The organism is Bacillus sp. NTK034 (genome assembly GCF_017303275.1).
Taxonomy (GTDB): Bacteria; Bacillota; Bacilli; order Bacillales; family Cytobacillaceae; genus Cytobacillus.
On sequence record NZ_JAFKOJ010000006.1, the window covers coordinates 186,076 to 203,208 of the forward strand.

Annotated in this window: 18 protein-coding genes; 14 read left to right on the forward strand and 4 right to left on the reverse strand. The window is 43.8% G+C overall.

Annotation, left to right across the window (positions count from 1 at the left end; all coding sequences use genetic code 11):
• Positions 1-34 precede the first annotated feature (34 nt).
• The 4 genes from JI665_RS17780 (at position 35) to JI665_RS17795 (ending at position 5,189) form a co-directional block, all read left to right on the forward strand.
• Entirely contained in the window at positions 35-1,156 is a 1,122-nt protein-coding gene (locus JI665_RS17780; RefSeq protein ID WP_206841861.1) for a GerAB/ArcD/ProY family transporter, read from the forward strand.
• Positions 1,153-2,742, forward strand: a complete 1,590-nt coding sequence (locus tag JI665_RS17785) for a spore germination protein (protein ID WP_206841864.1) — start codon at positions 1,153-1,155, stop codon at positions 2,740-2,742. The genes JI665_RS17780 and JI665_RS17785 overlap by 4 nt, the downstream gene beginning before the upstream one ends.
• The gene (locus tag JI665_RS17790; RefSeq protein ID WP_206841879.1) at positions 2,739-3,932 is read left to right on the forward strand and encodes a Ger(x)C family spore germination protein; all 1,194 of its coding nucleotides are present in this window, start codon (positions 2,739-2,741) and stop codon (positions 3,930-3,932) included. The genes JI665_RS17785 and JI665_RS17790 overlap by 4 nt, the downstream gene beginning before the upstream one ends.
• A gap of 123 nt (positions 3,933-4,055) precedes the next feature.
• Positions 4,056-5,189, forward strand: a complete 1,134-nt coding sequence (locus tag JI665_RS17795) for a trans-sulfuration enzyme family protein (protein ID WP_206841882.1) — start codon at positions 4,056-4,058, stop codon at positions 5,187-5,189.
• A 6-nt stretch (positions 5,190-5,195) separates the two neighbouring features.
• On the opposite strand, the gene JI665_RS17800 is transcribed toward JI665_RS17795, so the two are convergent.
• On the reverse strand, positions 5,196-5,609 hold the full coding sequence (locus JI665_RS17800) for a hypothetical protein (RefSeq protein ID WP_244671245.1): 414 nt from the start codon (positions 5,607-5,609) through the stop codon (positions 5,196-5,198).
• A gap of 248 nt (positions 5,610-5,857) precedes the next feature.
• On the opposite strand from JI665_RS17800, the gene JI665_RS17805 reads away from it, so the two are divergent.
• A complete protein-coding gene (locus tag JI665_RS17805; protein WP_206841884.1) occupies positions 5,858-6,667 on the forward strand; it encodes an Fpg/Nei family DNA glycosylase in 810 nt (269 codons plus the stop codon).
• Between the two features lie 33 nt (positions 6,668-6,700).
• On the opposite strand, the gene JI665_RS17810 is transcribed toward JI665_RS17805, so the two are convergent.
• Positions 6,701-6,844 (reverse strand): hypothetical protein, encoded by a 144-nt coding sequence (locus JI665_RS17810; RefSeq protein WP_019382584.1) that lies wholly within the window; start codon positions 6,842-6,844, stop codon positions 6,701-6,703.
• Positions 6,845-7,363: 519 nt separating this feature from the next.
• Between JI665_RS17810 and rraA the strand changes: the two genes are divergently transcribed.
• Together rraA and JI665_RS17820 are read left to right on the forward strand one after the other, a co-directional pair.
• Positions 7,364-7,843 carry a ribonuclease E activity regulator RraA gene (gene rraA, locus JI665_RS17815; RefSeq protein WP_206841887.1) on the forward strand — a complete coding sequence of 160 codons (480 nt, stop codon included), beginning with the start codon at positions 7,364-7,366 and terminating at the stop codon, positions 7,841-7,843.
• Positions 7,844-7,934: 91 nt separating this feature from the next.
• On the forward strand, positions 7,935-8,192 hold the full coding sequence (locus tag JI665_RS17820; protein ID WP_206841890.1) for a hypothetical protein: 258 nt from the start codon (positions 7,935-7,937) through the stop codon (positions 8,190-8,192).
• A gap of 54 nt (positions 8,193-8,246) precedes the next feature.
• Here the strand turns inward: JI665_RS17820 and JI665_RS17825 are convergent, their stop codons facing one another.
• Positions 8,247-9,182, reverse strand: a complete 936-nt coding sequence (locus tag JI665_RS17825) for a VanW family protein (protein ID WP_206841909.1) — start codon at positions 9,180-9,182, stop codon at positions 8,247-8,249.
• A gap of 230 nt (positions 9,183-9,412) precedes the next feature.
• Here JI665_RS17825 and shc point away from each other — a divergent pair, with 230 nt between their 5' ends.
• Complete coding sequence (gene shc, locus JI665_RS17830) at positions 9,413-11,305, forward strand: squalene--hopene cyclase (protein ID WP_206841927.1); 1,893 nt, start codon at positions 9,413-9,415, stop codon at positions 11,303-11,305.
• Between the two features lie 239 nt (positions 11,306-11,544).
• On the opposite strand, the gene JI665_RS17835 is transcribed toward shc, so the two are convergent.
• On the reverse strand, positions 11,545-12,057 hold the full coding sequence (locus JI665_RS17835; RefSeq protein WP_206841929.1) for a hypothetical protein: 513 nt from the start codon (positions 12,055-12,057) through the stop codon (positions 11,545-11,547).
• Positions 12,058-12,304: 247 nt separating this feature from the next.
• On the opposite strand from JI665_RS17835, the gene JI665_RS17840 reads away from it, so the two are divergent.
• From JI665_RS17840 to JI665_RS17865, 6 genes are all read left to right on the forward strand, one after another.
• On the forward strand, positions 12,305-12,652 hold the full coding sequence (locus tag JI665_RS17840) for a flagellar basal body rod protein (protein WP_206841931.1): 348 nt from the start codon (positions 12,305-12,307) through the stop codon (positions 12,650-12,652).
• Between the two features lie 16 nt (positions 12,653-12,668).
• A complete protein-coding gene (locus JI665_RS17845) occupies positions 12,669-13,301 on the forward strand; it encodes a PspA/IM30 family protein (protein WP_206841934.1) in 633 nt (210 codons plus the stop codon).
• A 219-nt stretch (positions 13,302-13,520) separates the two neighbouring features.
• Positions 13,521-14,255: a cell wall-active antibiotics response protein LiaF gene (liaF, locus tag JI665_RS17850; protein ID WP_206841937.1), complete on the forward strand. Its 735-nt coding sequence runs from the start codon at positions 13,521-13,523 to the stop codon at positions 14,253-14,255.
• A complete protein-coding gene (locus tag JI665_RS17855; protein WP_206841940.1) occupies positions 14,252-15,268 on the forward strand; it encodes a sensor histidine kinase in 1,017 nt (338 codons plus the stop codon). The genes liaF and JI665_RS17855 overlap by 4 nt, the downstream gene beginning before the upstream one ends.
• A 45-nt stretch (positions 15,269-15,313) precedes the next feature.
• Complete coding sequence (locus tag JI665_RS17860; RefSeq protein WP_206841942.1) at positions 15,314-15,946, forward strand: response regulator transcription factor; 633 nt, start codon at positions 15,314-15,316, stop codon at positions 15,944-15,946.
• Positions 15,947-16,083: 137 nt separating this feature from the next.
• The gene (locus JI665_RS17865; protein WP_206841945.1) at positions 16,084-17,034 is read left to right on the forward strand and encodes a cation diffusion facilitator family transporter; all 951 of its coding nucleotides are present in this window, start codon (positions 16,084-16,086) and stop codon (positions 17,032-17,034) included.
• The last annotated feature ends 99 nt before the right edge of the window (positions 17,035-17,133 follow it).

Consider the following 17,133-nt stretch of genomic DNA (forward strand, 5'->3'; position numbering starts at 1 on the left):
CTGAACGTACATTTTAAAAGGGATTGGTGATGGAATGTTAAAAGAGAATATATCTCTCAGCCAGCTGCTGACATTGTTGATCAATTTCCTTTTAGGAAGCGCCATTGTTGTCGGAGTAGGCGGGGATGCCAAGAAAGATGCCTGGATTGCAATCGCAGCCGCCATAATGATCGGGTTTGGAATCATGCTATTCTATTATTTCTTAATCAGCCGGGTGCCTGGAAAAAATTTATTCGAGATGATGGAGTTTGGCTTTAAAAGGCCGCTTGCAATCATTTTTTCTATTATATACGTGGTTTACTTTCTGTATCTGGCCTGCAGGGTGGTCCGTGATTTTGGCGAATTGATTGCTTCGGCCATTCTGCCATCGACACCAATAGAAATCATCTCGCTGACCATCTGTCTGCTGATGTCTTATATTTTGTATCTCGGTCTTGAAGTCCTGGGGAGAACTTCGGAAATTTTCACTCCTTATTTATTCGGATTTTTGTTTCTTCTAACCATCCTGCTATTTGCAAGCGGCAATGCCAATCTACATGAGATTAAGCCTGTGCTTGGGGATGGGCTTCGGCCAGTTTTGAATGCGCTTTTTCCAACTTTAATCGTGTTCCCTTTTGGCGAGCTCATTGCATTTACACTCATTCTACCGGTTGTAACCAACTTTAAATATTGTTTGCGTGTTTCATTGATGGGAGTGGGAATAGCAGGTGCACTTTTATTATTTGCGATGTTTCTGATGATTGTCACACTTGGAGCTGATGCTTTGCAGCGTTCCAATTTTCCTATGCTCAGTTCTGCACGCGAAGTCTCAATCGGCAATTTTATTGAAAGAATAGATGCACTCGTTGTTTTTATTATGATGCTGGGGATTTTGGTCAAGGGTTCGGTGTTCATGTTTGCTGGATTGAAAGGCCTTGAGTACACCTTCCGGCTTCCTTACCGGTATTTTTCCTTGCCGGTAGCCATGATTGTTTCATCTTTTTCTATATTAATATCAGTAAATTTCGGTGATCATTGGCAGGAGGGGCTTGAGTTGGTCCCATACTTCCTGCACTTGCCATTGCAGTTTGGACTGCCATCACTTCTGCTGATCGCAGTTTTGTGGAAGCGGCGAAAGAAAAAGGCTAAACCCGGTGTGAAGGGGATGAAGTTTTGAGTATTCTTAAATCACTTTTAAAAATGCGCCAAAAGAAAGAATATCCTGTTCAGCCTGCGGAAGCTGCGGACTCTGGCCCAGATCTTAAAAGCATGAGTCTGGAACAGCTGAAAAAAAGAATAAATGCAGAGTTCGGCAGCACGGTTGATTTAAGCATGGATGAGCTGAAAACAGAAGGAAAAGATGCTTTACTCATCTATCTTACAACAATGATTGATACAAAATTATTAAAAGAAACGATCCTGCAATCGCTCAGCGGGAAGGAGGATGGAATTGAATTAACAACGGAGGACGATTTGAAATCGCTATGCAAAGAGAAATTCGGAGGGGCAGGTTACCAGCTGGTTAAGTCATTCGATGATATCATTACTGCACTCCTTTATGGCAACATCATTATTATTTTTAAAGATATGGAAAAAGCGCTTTCCCTTTCCATGGCCTCAGGTGAAGACCGTTCCATTACAGAGCCAAGCACCCAGACGGTTATTAGGGGGCCAAAGGATGGTTTTGTGGAATCGATATCAACAAATGTTAGTCTGCTGAGGAGAAGAATTAAAAACAGAAAGCTTCGTTTTGAAAAATTTATTATTGGATCTGAGACTAATACTTCTGTATACATCGGGTACATGGAAGGCATATCAAATGAGAAGATCGTCCAGGAAGTCCGCAAAAGGCTTGGCCAAATCAAAGTGAACGCCATTTTTGAATCTGGAAATATTGAAGAGCTGATTGCAGACAAATCAGCTACACCCTTTCCGCTGGCGCTGAATACAGAAAGGCCAGATGCGGTGGCATCCAATTTGCTTGAAGGGAAAATTGCCATCCTTGTTGACGGGACTCCTTTTGTGCTGGTAGTTCCGGCTGTTCTGGTTGATTTCTTTTCCATTGCAGAAGATTATTATCAAAACTTCATGATGGGAAGCTTTTTAAGAATGATCAGGTATTTATCGTTTATGATTGCCTTGATTACGCCATCCTTATATGTCGGGATTTTAACCTTTCATCATGAACTTCTGCCGACACCCCTGCTTCTCGGTATCATCGCACAGCGGGAGGGAGTGCCATTTCCGGCAGTCATTGAAGTGCTATTGATGGAAGTTACCTTTGAGATTCTGCGTGAAGCCGGTGTCCGGATGCCTCGTGCTGTCGGGCAGACAGTATCAATTGTAGGCGCTCTCGTAATCGGACAGGCTGCAGCTGAAGCAGGGATTATATCAAATATAATGGTCATCATTGTCGCCATTACAGCCATCGCCAATTTTGTATCACCCACTTATAGTTTTGCTGCTGCAGCAAGGCTGTTAAGATTCCTGCTGATCATTGTGTCGGCTTTTCTGGGCCTTTATGGCGTCCTGATTGTTCTTGTTTTTATTGTCGCCCATCTAAGCTCTCTCAGATCCTTTGGCGTTCCTTATCTTTCACCTGTTGCTCCATTTATCATTGAGCAGCAGAAAGATGTCTTTTTCCGGTTCCCGATTTGGAGTATGTGGAAGCGGCCAGCTTACCTAAAAACACAGAATCCTGAAAAGTTTTCAAAGACCGGGTCGCCTTCTCCTCCTCCAATGGAAGGAGAGCAGTCCAATTGAGAAATTATGGTGTGGTGTTTGCCGTTATTTTGACTGCTATACTGCTCTCTGGATGCTGGGATCAGAGAGAGCTGGGCGAAATAACCGTTGTGACAGGAATGGCTGTGGATAAGGGCGAGGATGAAAAGTATACTCTGACTGTAGAAGGCATAAATGCAACAGAATTGAATAACCGCACTGCCAGCGGAAATGCGCCATCCATTGTTTATTCTGCTGAAGGAAACTCTCTGGCAGAACTGACTTATAGAGTGAATGAAGGGATTTCCAGGCATTTGATCTATTCCCACATGCGCACTTTGATTATTGGAGAAGAACTTGCAAAAGAAGGGATTATTGATTTTATTGATTTTCTGGAGAGAAACCGGGAAATCCGGGATGATTTTAATATTTTGATTGCAAGAGGGGGAAAGGGATCTGATGTATTAAAAGTGACGTATCAATTTCAGAAATCTACTTCTTTAAAATTGCACACTCAGCTGGACACCATGATGAAGGATTGGGGCGGAGATCCAGGCGTGAGGATGAATGATGTCATTACAGCATGGACCGCTCCGGGACGTCAGCCTGTAATGGCTGCTGTCAGGATCAAGGGTGACCCGGAAGCTGGCGCCAGCGCGGAAAATATGATGAAGGTCACCCCGGATGCGCTTGTCGTCCTGGACTCACTGGCTATATTCAAAGGTGATAAGCTGGAAGGATTTCTGACACTGGAGGATTCAAGAAATTACTTATGGCTTCAGAATAAGATCAAAAAAACATCCATTACAGTCAAATGCAGTGAAAACCGGTATATGGGGCTTAGAATATATGATACAAGGACAAAGATTAAAGGAAAACTCGAAAATGGAAAAGCAAAGATTAATATAAAAATCAGAGCTGAGGCGTATATTGACGGGACTCATTGCAACGATCAGTTTGATAAAGCAAGGACTTATAAAGAAAGTGCAGAAACTGCCCAAAAACAGATTAATGAGATGGTCACAAAAACGATTGAGAAGGTTCAGCAGGAATATGGTACCGATATTTTTGGTTTTGGTGAAGTTGTGCTGAGACAGGATTATCAGAATTTCAAAAAAGTCCAGAAAAACTGGGATGAAAAATTTAGTGATGCTGATATAAATGTAGACACAACTTTAATCATTCGGCGAACAGGCATCAGGACTAAAAGCTTTTTGAAGGAAGTAAAGTAGAGATCCTTTCCTTCATTGACGCATAAAAGCTGTATTGATATAATTTTTCTATAATTCAGCTAATTATTGCATTAAAGGTCTGGGCATTGTCCAGCCCTTATTTCTTTTAAAGGGGAAAGCCAAATGAATTTCGAAACTTCTGTTCTGCACAAGAAAAGTAAGAGCAACCGCAAAATTCAAAGCAAAGTAACGCCGATCTATCAAACTTCAGCCTTCTCATTCAATGATCTGGATGAGCTCGAGGGATTTTATCAGGGAAACGGCAATTATCTATATTCCCGGGTCGGAAATCCAAATACGGATGAGCTTGGTGAATTAATTGCCAGCCTGGAAGGAGCACCAGCCGGGACGGCTGCCTCATCCGGTTTATCTGCCATTCTGGCGGGAGTGCTTGCTGTGGTCAAAAGCGGCGACCATATTGTGGCAGCGGATGACCTGTACGGCGGAAGCTTCCAATTAATCAAAGAAGAGCTGACACAGCTCGGTATAGAAGTAACCGTTGTTCCTTTCTCTGATGCTTCACAAGTGGAGGAAGCCATACAGGAGAATACAAAACTTCTTTATTCTGAATCCATCACAAATCCTCTATTGCGGGTGGAAAACCTTGAGGAAGTCGTCCGCCTGGCAAAGAAGCATAATCTCGTTACCCTGATCGATAATACATTTGCCACTCCATATCATTGCCAGCCTTATTTGAAAGGCATTGATTTAGTTGTTCATAGTGCAACGAAGTACATTGGCGGGCATAGCGATATTACAGCAGGTGTCCTGGCTGGAGAAGAAGAGCTGATCGGAAAAGCACGCGGAAAAATTGTTAACCTTGGGGCTAATTTAAGTCCGTTTGAGGCCTGGCTGACTTGCAGGGGAGCGAAAACCCTGGCTCTCAGAATGAAGCAGCAGTCAGCAAATGCCATTAGAGCGGCAAGGGCATTAGAGCAAAATCAAGAAATAAAAAATGTCTATTATCCTTTTCAGCACGGTGAAGAAGGGTTTGGCGCCATTGTGACGATTGAATTGGCTGACAGTGCTGATGTGAATGAGTTTTTTAAAGAGCTGGGGTGGATTAAAATTGTGCCGACACTTGCGGGTGTTGAAACGTCAGTATCCCATCCGCTGACAACATCGCACCGGGCACTGCCCCCTGAAGTATGCAGGGAACTCGGCATTACCAAGCAGGTGGTGCGGATATCCATCGGAATTGAACATGCGGATGATATCATTGCCCAGCTGAATAAGGCTATTATTCAGAGTCTGTGATGACTATTAGATGCTCTCAAGCTGGTCAAACAGCCAAAGCTTCAATAATACCAAAAAGATAATAGTTACGATGAAGTTTTTCAGGCTGAATGTCAACTTGCCATCCTTGTGCAGAACAATGCCCATTGAAACCAAGTACCAGAACCACTTCTTATTGGTCAATCTATTAGGGTTAGAGAATTGTCCGTCCCGTTTCTTTTTATTTTCATGACGGGCCCAGAGAAGTACAACGATAATATCTAGACAAGAGCCAATAGAAATAGCTGTGATCACAAAGGTAGGATGGCTGCCATTTTCCTTCGTTCTCAGCTGTTTTCTTTTCCTGTTTGTGCTTGTGAATCTCGAGTTCTTTTGAAAAAGCAGAAGAAATTTCTGAAGGCTGTTCTTGTAGAAAAGAAGGTTTAAGGGTAACAGCCGCAAAAATTAAACTGCATAATAACGCAAAATAAATGAGAAAAAACATAAAAGTTTGCTTGCTGGAACGGTTCTTTTGCATTTGAAAAACCTCCCTATAACACCATCGTACCATTTTCAATATCAAAATATTGGAAAGTACTGTTACGAAATATCGAACAATTGTAAAAAAATTCAAGGCGCAGTTTTCAGGAATGAAGTGATTCCTTCCATTAAATACTAAGGTAATAGTATTTTAGGAAGGAGCTGACGCCATGCCTGAACTTCCGGAAATGGAAACCTACAAAAGGCTTTTAACGGAGCAGCTGGCCCGTAAAGTCATTACAGATGTAGAGGTGAATCGGGAGAAATCCATCAACGTGCCGCCTGTCCAATTTAAAAGTCAGCTGATTAATACGCAAATATCCGAAATCCACCGAAGGGCTAAACATCTTATTTTTAAGCTGAGCTCCGGTAAAAATCTGTTGCTGCATCTGATGCTTGGCGGCTGGATGTATATTGGCAATGAAACAGACAATCCTGACCGCACCAAACAGATCATTATCTCTTTTGGAGATAAAAAGCTTTACTTTATTGGACTTAGACTTGGCTATCTCCACTTGCTGACAGACACAGAGTTGGAAAAGGAGCTTTCAGATCTGGGACCGGAGCCCTTGGATCAAACATTAGGATTTCCGGCCTTTCGCGAACTGATCGGAAGCAGAAGAGGAATGCTGAAAACGACATTTATCAATCAGCAGTTCCTTTCAGGAATCGGCAACTGCTACAGCGATGAAATCTGTTTTGAAGCGGGCTTGCTGCCTATGAGAAAAGCGGATGAATTGGATGAGGAGGAAATAAAAATCCTTTTTCAATCTATGAAGGGTGTCTTAACCAGGGCCATCCAGTTTGGCGGCTATATGGAAGTGCCTTTGTTTAAAGGAGATGCTAAAACCGGGGGGTATAATAAACAATGCAGAGTATACGATCGAGAAGCAGAGCCATGCCTCCGCTGCGGCAGCCCTATAGTGAAAGAAGAAATTTCTTCCCGGAAAACGTTTTTTTGCGCAAATTGCCAAAACTAAGAAAGAGGCTGCCTTTACTGCAGCCTCTTTTCTCTACTCTTCCGGATCACTCTGAATCCTATCAACTGTCGTGGAATCACTGGAATCCATTGCCCCCTTTAAAAAATGGACAAGCATAAATCCGGCCAGTCCCAATGAAACCATAAAACCGATTGTAATTGCCCACATTAGAGCCATCCTTTAACCTCCCATTTTCATAAGATAGAAAGTATAAATTTTGAACGTCGATAACTGTCTAGCTCCAGCGCCTGCCCCCTCGAGGTCACAAGCATGTCTTGTTGCGGCTCCTAGGGACTCGGGGTCATAAGCCTTTTCCTTTCAGAAGGAAGAACGCCTTCTTACAGGAACCGGCTTATGCCTGTCGTCCCTGGGCAGTCGCCTCCACATTTCGAGCAATCCTCCCGAAAAGACAAAGAATGCCTTTCCGGGAGGCTGGTCTTGTGCTTGAGGCCCCCAGGATGGGGGTCATGCAGACGTTGCCACAGGACGTGGCTCTTTTAGTCTGCGTTCCTTCGTGGGCAAGGCGCTTCCGCTTTTCTGAACCAAGAACGTTTCCTTACTAAAAGGTATATGCCTGAAATATTCAATCTTTCCCTTTCGATTATGAAAAAAGGAAGGGAACAGGGTGCTGCCTATCGAAGTAAAGAAGATGGCATAGTGTTTTACAGCCAAAAGCGCTAAAGGAGGAGATCTCTTTTGGATTTCAAAACGGCCGATTTATGTGATGACCACAGCAAAGAGCTGCTTATTTGCCAGCAGGAGTTTAAATCTTATGGGCAAAAAAGAAAGTTTTCCGGTCCCATTTCAACGGTTAGAGTGTTTGAAGATAACGTTCTGGTAAAAGAAGCACTGGAGTCCATTCCAGAGGGAAGTGTGCTGGTGGTGGATGGCGGCGGATCAAAAAGATGCGCCTTAATGGGTGATCGGCTTGGTGAGATTGCCCAATCAAGAAAGCTTGCCGGAGTAATTATATACGGCTGTGTTCGCGATACTGTGGAGCTAGGAAGCCTGGATATAGGAATCTTCGCACTTGGCAGCAATCCTTTGAAAAGCCGGAAAGAGGGAAAAGGGGATCACGATATACCTGTCACATTTGGCGGGATTGACTGGAAGCCGGGAGAATATGTATATGCAGATGAAGATGGCGTAATTGTCTCTTCGAAAGCTCTTATCTAAAGATGAACACCCGCTGTTAAGCGGGTGTTTTCTGTTTATATTCACTTTCCTGCTTAACATAGAATACCGTATTTAAAAGGGGGTGCACCATATGTTTATGATCTTTTTATTATTTTGGGCAGCCGGCATTTATCTTTTGTACCGGAGCAGGAAAGAGGAAGAAGAGCTTTTGGTACTGAAACTGATTGGTTATTATCTATTAGGCACATTTACTTTTAGCTTTAATGGCATTGTTTTGCCAGTTGGGTTTGTCATCAGTTTATACCTAAAGCCCGGGCAGAACAGAAGCGTGAAGCGCGGCTCTGCGATTTTCGGGCTGGTCATAATGGTCCTTGGCCTTTTTTATTGATGGCATTAAATTGCCGGGAGGCGGATGCCATCATAAATGCCATTCATAAGGCTATCAATCCTCTATAACCGCTTCCTTTTCAATGCTGATTTCTTCCGGCAGCATTGTTGACGCTTTCGGAACCTGGCGGGGCTCATAATCAATCTCATCAGAGGAGTATACTCTGATTACCACTTGGCCATGCATAGCTTTTGCCCGAATGAGCAGGGGAGAGCTGTAACGGTTCCTAAAGGTGAAATCCGGGCCATACCAGCTTACAGTTGCATCCCGGCCAGGCGGTACATAGGGAACCTTTTTGCTGTGGGAATAACGCTCGATCACTTTAACGCCTGCCCGGTCAACTGCATTGAATAGAGTTGAGGAAACCTGGCAGATCCCGCCCCCGATATCTTCTGACAGTTCCCCTCTAACGATAACCGGTGCACGCTTATAGCCCTTCCCTGCCGTTCTTTTGCCGACAGCACGGTTAAAAGAAAATACTTCATTCGGAAAAACAACATAATTATCAAGTGCTTCGGCAGCAAGCTGAATATTATGGGAGCGTGAGGCGTTATTCGGATTAAAGTACGTAACATACTGGCCGATCATTTTAACCCGGATATGGGAGATAAGATCCCGATCCACTCTCGGGTATACGGGGAGTATTGGGATCTCAATTTTAGCCGGCCCGTTACTATAAAAATATGTATAAAAAATATCTGTGAATGCTTTGCGGTGCAGTATTTTTCCAGGCTTCTCGGCAATGACGCGCCCGCTTTCGCCTATGTACGCGTTCATAGGCGGAATATACGTCTGGCGATCTAATTTTTCCAGGAGCTGAGTGAACCGTTCACCGTCCACTAGCGGAACCTCGGGAAACGGCAGTTGATATTCTGACCTGTTGACACTTGCAATGGATCTGCCGTCATGTTCAATGGATAAGTCATCAGGTAGACTGGCAGTTTGAGTTTGTGTTAATAGCATGATCCCCAATACCCATGAGAATTTCATATCGCTGGCGCACCTCCGACCTTAGTATGAGCAGGAGAGAATTGTTTCATGTGCCGAAAATATGAATGATTATAGGTCCCCTCTTTGAACTGCTGCCATGAAGCCATGTCATCATGAACCGGACTGCTGCAGGATTCTCTGACCGTTAGAATGCCCTTAGCAAACTCTTCCGGAAGGTTGAATTCTTTAATTGATTATGGAATATAGTGTAATAAAACTTTAGTGAGGGAATGAGGAATGTGCAGCCAGTCAAGGCAGAAATAAGCCGGTTAACCGATTTGCTGAAAAGCAGCCAATCTCAGGATGGCTCCTGGGCGTATCCGTTTGAAATTGGAATCATGACTGATGCTTATATGATTATCCTGCTGAGAACGCTCAAAATGAAGGATGAAGAGCTAATTCAGAAACTGGCGGAGAGAATAGAAAGCCGCCAGGATGAAAGCGGTGCGTGGAAGCTTTTTAAAGACGAAAAAGAAGGGAACTTATCATTAACCATTGAAGCCTATTACGCCCTTTTGTACTCAGGCTATAGACAGAAGCATGACCCGCATCTGGCAGCTGCACGGAAATTTATTTTATCAAAGGGCGGAATAAAAAAAGCAGGGGTTTTTACGAAAATCCTGCTTGCAATGACAGGCCAATATCCATGGCCTGCCGTTTTTCCAGTGCCCATCGAAATTGTGCTGCTCCCTCCATCCAGTCCAATCAGCATCTACCAGCTTTCGAGCTTTGCCAGAATTCATCTCTCGCCGGTGATCGTGCTTGGCAGCAAAAAATTCAGGCGAAGAACGGAAAATAGTCCGGATTTGGACGAAATCTATGGAACAAGGGACAGAGAAGAACTATGGGAAGAAAGCCGATCTGATGAATGGAGAAACCTTGTTAACATTCTTGCCGGCATGGCCGAAAGCTTAATTGGATTACCGGATCGGCTCCGCAGTATGGCATATGAGGGAACAAAGCAATATATGCTCGATCGGATTGAACCGGATGGAACATCATTAAATTATTTCAGCAGCACGTTTTATATGATTTTTGCCCTCCTCGCTATCGGCTATTCGCCCAAAAATCCAGTCATTATCAAGGCGGTGAAGGGATTAAAGGGAATGTCCTGTAAAATAGATGGACATATCCATTTTCAATTCACTGACGCTAAAGTGTGGAATACCGCTTTAATTTCCCACGCCCTCCAGGAGGCGGGTGTGGATGATTCAGATGCAGCGATTCTTAAAGCAAATAAATATTTGCTTTCAAAGCAGCATACCCTTCATGGAGACTGGACGGTCCACAACCGCGAGGGACTTCCTGGAGGCTGGGGATTTTCAGACTTCAACACTTTACATCCTGATGTGGATGATACGACCGCCAGTCTGAGAAGTATTCACAACCAAACAGGAGTGGTTTTTGAGAAATCCAGGCAGAGAGGAGTGCAATGGGTTTTATCCATGCAAAACCGTGATGGAGGATGGCCGGCATTTGAAAAAAATGTGGATAATCGCCTGCTGAATCTAATCCCCATTCAGGGAGCAGAGTTTATTCTTACCGATCCGTCCACAGCAGATTTAACAGGCAGGACCATTGAATATTTAGGCACCTTTTCCACAGGAGCCGAAACTTCAATTAAAAAAGGAATAGGCTGGCTGAAAAAGAATCAGAGGAGAAACGGTTCCTGGTATGGACGCTGGGGGATTTGCTATCTGTATGGAACCTGGGCAGCCCTTACCGGCCTCGCCGCTGCAGGGGAAAAGGCAGATGAGGAATATATCAGAAAAGCGGCAGAGTGGCTGAAGTCTGTGCAGAATGAAGACGGCGGCTGGGGAGAGTCCTGCAGAAGCGATATGGAAAAACGCTATGTACCATTGGGAAGCAGTACCTTAACACATACTGCCTGGGCCGTGGATGCTTTGATTGCCATTTCTAATGAAAACAGCCCTGAGATCAGAAAAGGCATAGCCTTCCTGATCCGCGAAGGACAAAGAAATGACTGGACAAACGATTACCCAAAAGGGCAGGGAATGGCAGGTTTTCTGTACATGCACTATCACAGCTACCGGTATATTTGGCCGCTTTTGGCTCAGAGCCATTATGAAAAGAAATTCATGCAAAAAGGAAGCCCCGAATGATTGGGGCTTCCTTTTTTTATAGGCTTATTAATTAGGGATTTTGCGGATAATTTTGTGGTTTCGCTCATATTACTGAAATTTCGCCGATAAAACAGAGATTTCGCTCATAACTTTGAAATTTCGCCGATAAATCCAGGATTTCGCTCATAACTTTGGAGTTTCGCCGATAAATCCGGGATTTCGCTCATAACTTTGGAGTTTCGCCGATAAAACCGAAAATTCGCTCATAATCCTTCTCATTATCTTTTCTCCTCGTCAACCAGCTGGCAGTCTGCTGAGGAATCATCTTTATTTTTATCAAACCAGAGCTTGTACATGGCCTTCCCGTCACTAAGCGTGCCATCTGCCATATCCATTGGCAGCAGGGCGAAAAAGACGTAATAAAAGGAGAAATATACAAATTGGTACCACAGCATGTTAGCTTCCAGAATGCCAATCCGGATCAAGTAATTTACAATAAAAATACTCCCTATGTTAAAAATAGACCCTCCTAAAAAGATAAGAGATTTGGTCAGTTTATTGTTGTATTTTAAAGATGTAAACTTACACCCTCCATACCAGAAGTAAAACCGCCTAACCTCCAAAAATCTCATACAGAATAGTATTTTGCCTGTGCCAATGATAACCCGTATCCCTTTTCCTCCAAAAAGGCCTGCAAAGAAGATATGACCCAATAAATGAATCAGTGTGACCACTGGGAAAACCACAAAAAAGGCTTGAATGAATTTCAAAAAATCATCATACCCAAACACGGGAAGACCTCCATTTCAATAGATGTATGAAAAACCTGCGCAATGCAGCATCATTATTTGTTTGCCTACCCCATGTCTACCCCGCATCTTTCCGTATTAACGTACATTCTTTTTCCATATTTCCCATCTTGATTGAAAAAGTCCGACCATCTGCTACGTCTCAGGTCTTATTTGAAAATAAAGCTGAGGCTCGTTATAGCATTCTCATTAAACAGGTAAGATGAAATCAAGAAAGGAGGAAACGAAAATGAAAAAACTTGGATTACTGATAGCAGGTGGAATTGCAGCCATGGTGCTGATTTCAAATCTTGGCCCGATCGTGGGTCTGGCAGTAAGCGCGGCGATTCTATACTTTGTGTTGAAACAATTTTTAAAAGCAGAAAGCACGATGGGAAAAATCGGCTATGGAATCATCGGGTTCATCGCTTTGATGGCCACCGCTTCCAACTTCCCGGCAATCTTAGGGCTTGCAGCTGCATACGTTCTATATCTGGTCTATAAAAAGTGGAACGATTCAAGCTCAAGTGTAATGGAAGAAGACAATGACCCTTTTGCTAACTTTGAAAAGCAATGGGCGGATTTAAACAGAAACTAAAAAAGGAGAGATACAAATGGCAAACCTATTAACGAGAATCAAAGATACAGTAATGGCAGACCTTCATGAAGCATTGGATAAAAAGGAGAAAAAGAATCCAATCGCACTCTTAAACCAATACCTTCGTGAATGTGAGCGCGAAACCGAAAAGGTCCGCAAGCTTTTGGAACGTCAATATACATTGAAGGAAGAGTTCACTCGAGAATGCGAGCAGGCGAAAAACCTTGCAGACAAACGCAAGCGCCAGGCAGAGGTTGCATCACAGGCAGGTGAAGAAGAACTCTATCAGTTTGCAGCTCAGGAGCAAATGCAGTATGAAGAGCGTGCCAGCCGTTTGAAGGATCTTCTGAACCAGGCTGTACAGCAAATGGGTGACCTTGAAAGAAAATACGAGGAAATGAAGCATAAACTGAAGGATATGCACATCCGCCGCATGGAGCTGATGGGCCGTGAAAACATCACACGCGCCAACCACCAAATGGATAAGGTGCTTGATCAAAACAATGATAAGTCCTTTACAAGATTCCAGGAAATCGAATCCTATCTTGACCGTCTTGAACATCAGGTGAAAAGCTCCTATCACCGCAGCACAATCGATGCCCGCATCGCCCAGCTGGAAAAAGAGATGGAGAAGAAGCCTGTACTGTAATACAGCCTACTAAACTTGAAAAGTCTGTAACATGCAAAAAAAACAATAAATACTCCTGCCTGTCCTATCTTTTTCCCAAAAAAGATAAAAACTCTTTCTATTTTATGAACAAAAAATGGTATTCTAAAAAGGCGTAGGGATACTGCGCCTTTTATAGTCTATTGACAACAGCGCTTGCGCTTTTCTTATCATTCCAAAACACAGAAGGGGGGATGCCTCATGAACATGAACAACAAAAGCGATTATATGAGCTGGATTATCATATTGGGCATTGTCTTTCTCTTTGTGGAAATAGCCTTTTTTAATAGCGGCGTGTTATTCTCTCTTCTAGTGCCGATTGGAATGGTATATATCGGAAGAAAGAGGATGCCTAAGAGCTCCGGAAAATGGCTTTTCTGGCTTGGGCTAATTTTTCTGCTCATCAATATTTTCAGCATGATGACTCTGAAATTCTTCCTGCTGGCAATTCTGATTCACCTGCTGATTCAATTTGGGCAGTCGAAAAAAGATCCTAAACGGATTCAGCCGGAGTTCAAGGAACCGGCAGTGAATCTCCAGAAAGAAACAGTCATTAAAAAGAATCCTCTTTTTTCCAATATATTTGTCGGCCAGCAAAAAACACCTGAGCAAGTATACGAATGGAATGATATAAATATACAGACCGGCATAGGCGATACGGTCATAGACTTAAGCTATACGGTTATTCCCAAGGGAGAAACCGTTATTTTCATCCGCAACTTCATCGGAAATGTGCAGGTGCTTGTGCCCTACGACGTGGAGGTTAGTGTCAGCCATTCAGCCATTGTGGGTAAGGCCAGAATCTTCGAGCACGAAGAATCAAAGATGTTTAACCAGCTCCTTCAGCTTCAAACTCCCGGCTATGATCAATCAGGACAGCGCGTTAAGATTTTCACTTCACTTGCAGTCGGGGATATCGAGGTGAAGCGCGTATGAGTATCATTCAGCGGCAGATTGCCTGGGGAGCGGGCATGTCCCTCTTTATTCTTGCTGTCCTGACAGCTTCTTTTTTTACGATGTTTCCCATTCCAGGCTGGCGGGATCTGTGGGAAACGGAAATACTCGATATTCCGTTTATCTTATTTGTGCCGAGCGTAAGCCTGGCTCTTGGCCTGATCTTTGGATTATTGTCAGGCATTTACTGGCGCCGGCAGCTTTTTGCAGTGGACACTATGCTTCACCAGGTGGAGGAAGGCCGCCAATTGGATGTGCAGGAAACGGGTAAAGAATTGCAATCCATAGCAGTCAGGGCCGAGAAAATTCAAAAGCATATGGCAGATCAGGCGAAGATTTCTCAAAAACTGGCAAATGAAAAAGCGGAAGATATCGAGAACAGGATGCAGGAAATCGTTTCCCAGGAACGGAACAGGCTTGCACGCGAGCTTCACGACTCTGTCAGCCAGCAGCTGTTTGCAGCATCCATGATGATGTCCGCGATTACTGAAACCCAGCAGGATCCGGAAGACAGGCAGGCAAAACAGCTGAAAATGGTGGAAGAAATGATCCATCAGTCACAGCTGGAAATGCGTGCCCTGCTGCTGCACCTTCGTCCAGCGGCCCTTAAGGGGAAAAGCCTCCAGGAAGGAATTGAAGAGCTTCTGGTCGAATTGCTTCAAAAAGTATCTATGGAGATTGAATGGAAGGTAGAGAATTTTCCGCTTGATAAAGGGGTGGAAGACCATCTATTCCGCATTCTTCAGGAAGCTGTGTCTAATACACTCCGCCATTCAAAATCGCAAAATCTTGAAGTCCTCCTGATTCAAAGAGATGATTATGCCATACTCCGGGTGGCTGATGATGGAGTAGGATTTGACGTAGAGGAAACGAGGGCCGGCTCCTACGGCCTGCAGAACATGCATGAGCGGGCTGCTGAAGTTGGCGGAAGCATGAAAATCATCAGTGTAAGAAACAAAGGAACCCGTCTTGAAGTAAAGGTTCCGATTATGTAAATAATGTCTGCTGCGAGGCAAGACTAAATACTGAGGGTGAGGCCAATGATTAAAGTTTTATTTGTGGATGACCATGAAATGGTTCGGATTGGAGTTTCTTCCTATTTGACGGCACAGCCGGATATTGAGGTTATAGGAGAAGCCGATAACGGGAGTACAGCTATTGATCTGGCACTCGAATTGAGGCCGGATATCATTTTGATGGATCTCGTTATGAAAGAAATGGACGGCATAGAGGCGACCAGAAGAATCATTGAGAAATGGCCGGAAGCTAAGATCATCATTGTGACAAGCTTCCTTGATGATGAAAAAGTTTATCCGGCATTGGAGGCAGGAGCGACAAGCTATATGCTGAAAACCTCTAAAGCAAGTGAAATTGCTGAGGCAGTCCGCTCAACCTATCATGGACAATCAGTGCTGGAGCCGGAAGTGACCGGTAAAATGATGGTGAAAATGAGGCAGAAAAACCAGCAGCTGCCCCATGAAGAACTGACGAGCCGCGAGATGGAAATCCTTCTTTTGATGACAGAAGGCAAAACGAACCAGGAAATCGCCGACGAACTTTTCATTGCCTTAAAAACAGTCAAAACACATGTGAGCAATATATTAAGCAAGCTGCAGGTGCAGGACAGGACCCAGGCAGTCATCTATGCCTTCAAGCACTCGCTGGTTAAATAATGTTCTGGAGAGCTAATTGTGAGATTAGCTCTTTTTATTTTTGCCTGAATGATGAATGATGAACCAGAAAAAAATGATTCAGAATCGGCTCATGAGGGTAACAATAAAACCAAACAAAAAAATTTGGCGGTGATGAGATGTCTGTGATTGCTTTATTGAAAAAAGGAAATAAATCATCGGGGATGGCGGCAATCGGAAATACGGCACTGGCAATTGCCAAAGGTCTGGCAGCTTTTGCAAGTGGGAGCGGGGCCATGCTTGCCACAACCCTTCATTCTCTTGCAGATGCACTGAACCAGGGGTTTGTGTTTTTTGGCAGTGCGCTTGCAGAAAAGGCGCCAACCAAAAGGTTCCCTACAGGATTTGGCCGGGTGATCAACTTGTTCGTATTAATTGCTGTTATTGTCATTTCTATCATGGCCTATGAAACGATACATAAAGGCTGGGAATTGATTCAGCATCCAAAGGAATCAACCGACCTTTGGCTCAATGTGGGAGTTATGCTTCTTGCAGTAGCAGTCGATGGATTTATTTTATTAAAAGCGATGAAAGAAATCGGCCATGAAACCAGGACTCCAGCCAAAGGATTTGGCATAGTGCCTGTTGCCTTTAAAAATGTCAGGCTTGCATCCCCCCCAACACGCCTGGTTTTTTATGAAGATATTATTGCGACATTTGGTGCCTTACTTGCCCTTGTTTCGATTTTAATTGCTCATTTTACAGGACTTTACTTCCTGGATGGGGTCGGCACAATTTTAATTGGACTGCTTCTGGTGGGCATCGCTGTGAAAATTGGATTTGAAAATACGTTAGGCCTGATTGGAGTAGCGGCACCAAAAGATATTGAAGACCGTATCGCCCAAATTATTCTCGGTGATCCTCAAGTCGTGGATATTAAGCAGCTGCGGCTGATCCAGGAGGGAAGAAGATATCATGTGGAGGGGTATATTGAGCTGGTCGAAGGCCTCACGCTTGCCGATGCGGATGATATAAAAATTGGTGTAAGAAATCAGCTGCTTGATGACCCTGATATTAGTGATGTAACTCTTGGTATTCTTGAAACAGACCAGATTCAGACGTGGAAATAATAATGAAAAGGAAGCCTGAACCAAAGGCATCCTTTTTCAGTAAGTATAATTTTTTCTTAACAGTTCCTATAAAATGCACATTATTTTTGGAAAATGCAG

Bases quoted from the DNA above. Each gene is read 5' to 3' on its own strand.
- JI665_RS17780 (WP_206841861.1), top strand. From the start codon at position 35: ATGTTAAAAGAGAATATATCTCTCAGCCAGCTGCTGACATTGTTGATC.
- JI665_RS17795 (WP_206841882.1), top strand. From the start codon at position 4,056: ATGAATTTCGAAACTTCTGTTCTGCACAAGAAAAGTAAGAGCAACCGC.
- JI665_RS17805 (WP_206841884.1), top strand. From the start codon at position 5,858: ATGCCTGAACTTCCGGAAATGGAAACCTACAAAAGGCTTTTAACGGAG.
- JI665_RS17810 (WP_019382584.1), bottom strand. From the start codon at position 6,844: ATGGCTCTAATGTGGGCAATTACAATCGGTTTTATGGTTTCATTGGGA.
- JI665_RS17820 (WP_206841890.1), top strand. From the start codon at position 7,935: ATGTTTATGATCTTTTTATTATTTTGGGCAGCCGGCATTTATCTTTTG.
- JI665_RS17825 (WP_206841909.1), bottom strand. From the start codon at position 9,182: ATGAAATTCTCATGGGTATTGGGGATCATGCTATTAACACAAACTCAA.
- shc (WP_206841927.1), top strand. From the start codon at position 9,413: ATGAGGAATGTGCAGCCAGTCAAGGCAGAAATAAGCCGGTTAACCGAT.
- JI665_RS17840 (WP_206841931.1), top strand. From the start codon at position 12,305: ATGAAAAAACTTGGATTACTGATAGCAGGTGGAATTGCAGCCATGGTG.
- JI665_RS17845 (WP_206841934.1), top strand. From the start codon at position 12,669: ATGGCAAACCTATTAACGAGAATCAAAGATACAGTAATGGCAGACCTT.
- liaF (WP_206841937.1), top strand. From the start codon at position 13,521: ATGAACATGAACAACAAAAGCGATTATATGAGCTGGATTATCATATTG.
- JI665_RS17855 (WP_206841940.1), top strand. From the start codon at position 14,252: ATGAGTATCATTCAGCGGCAGATTGCCTGGGGAGCGGGCATGTCCCTC.
- JI665_RS17860 (WP_206841942.1), top strand. From the start codon at position 15,314: ATGATTAAAGTTTTATTTGTGGATGACCATGAAATGGTTCGGATTGGA.
- JI665_RS17865 (WP_206841945.1), top strand. From the start codon at position 16,084: ATGTCTGTGATTGCTTTATTGAAAAAAGGAAATAAATCATCGGGGATG.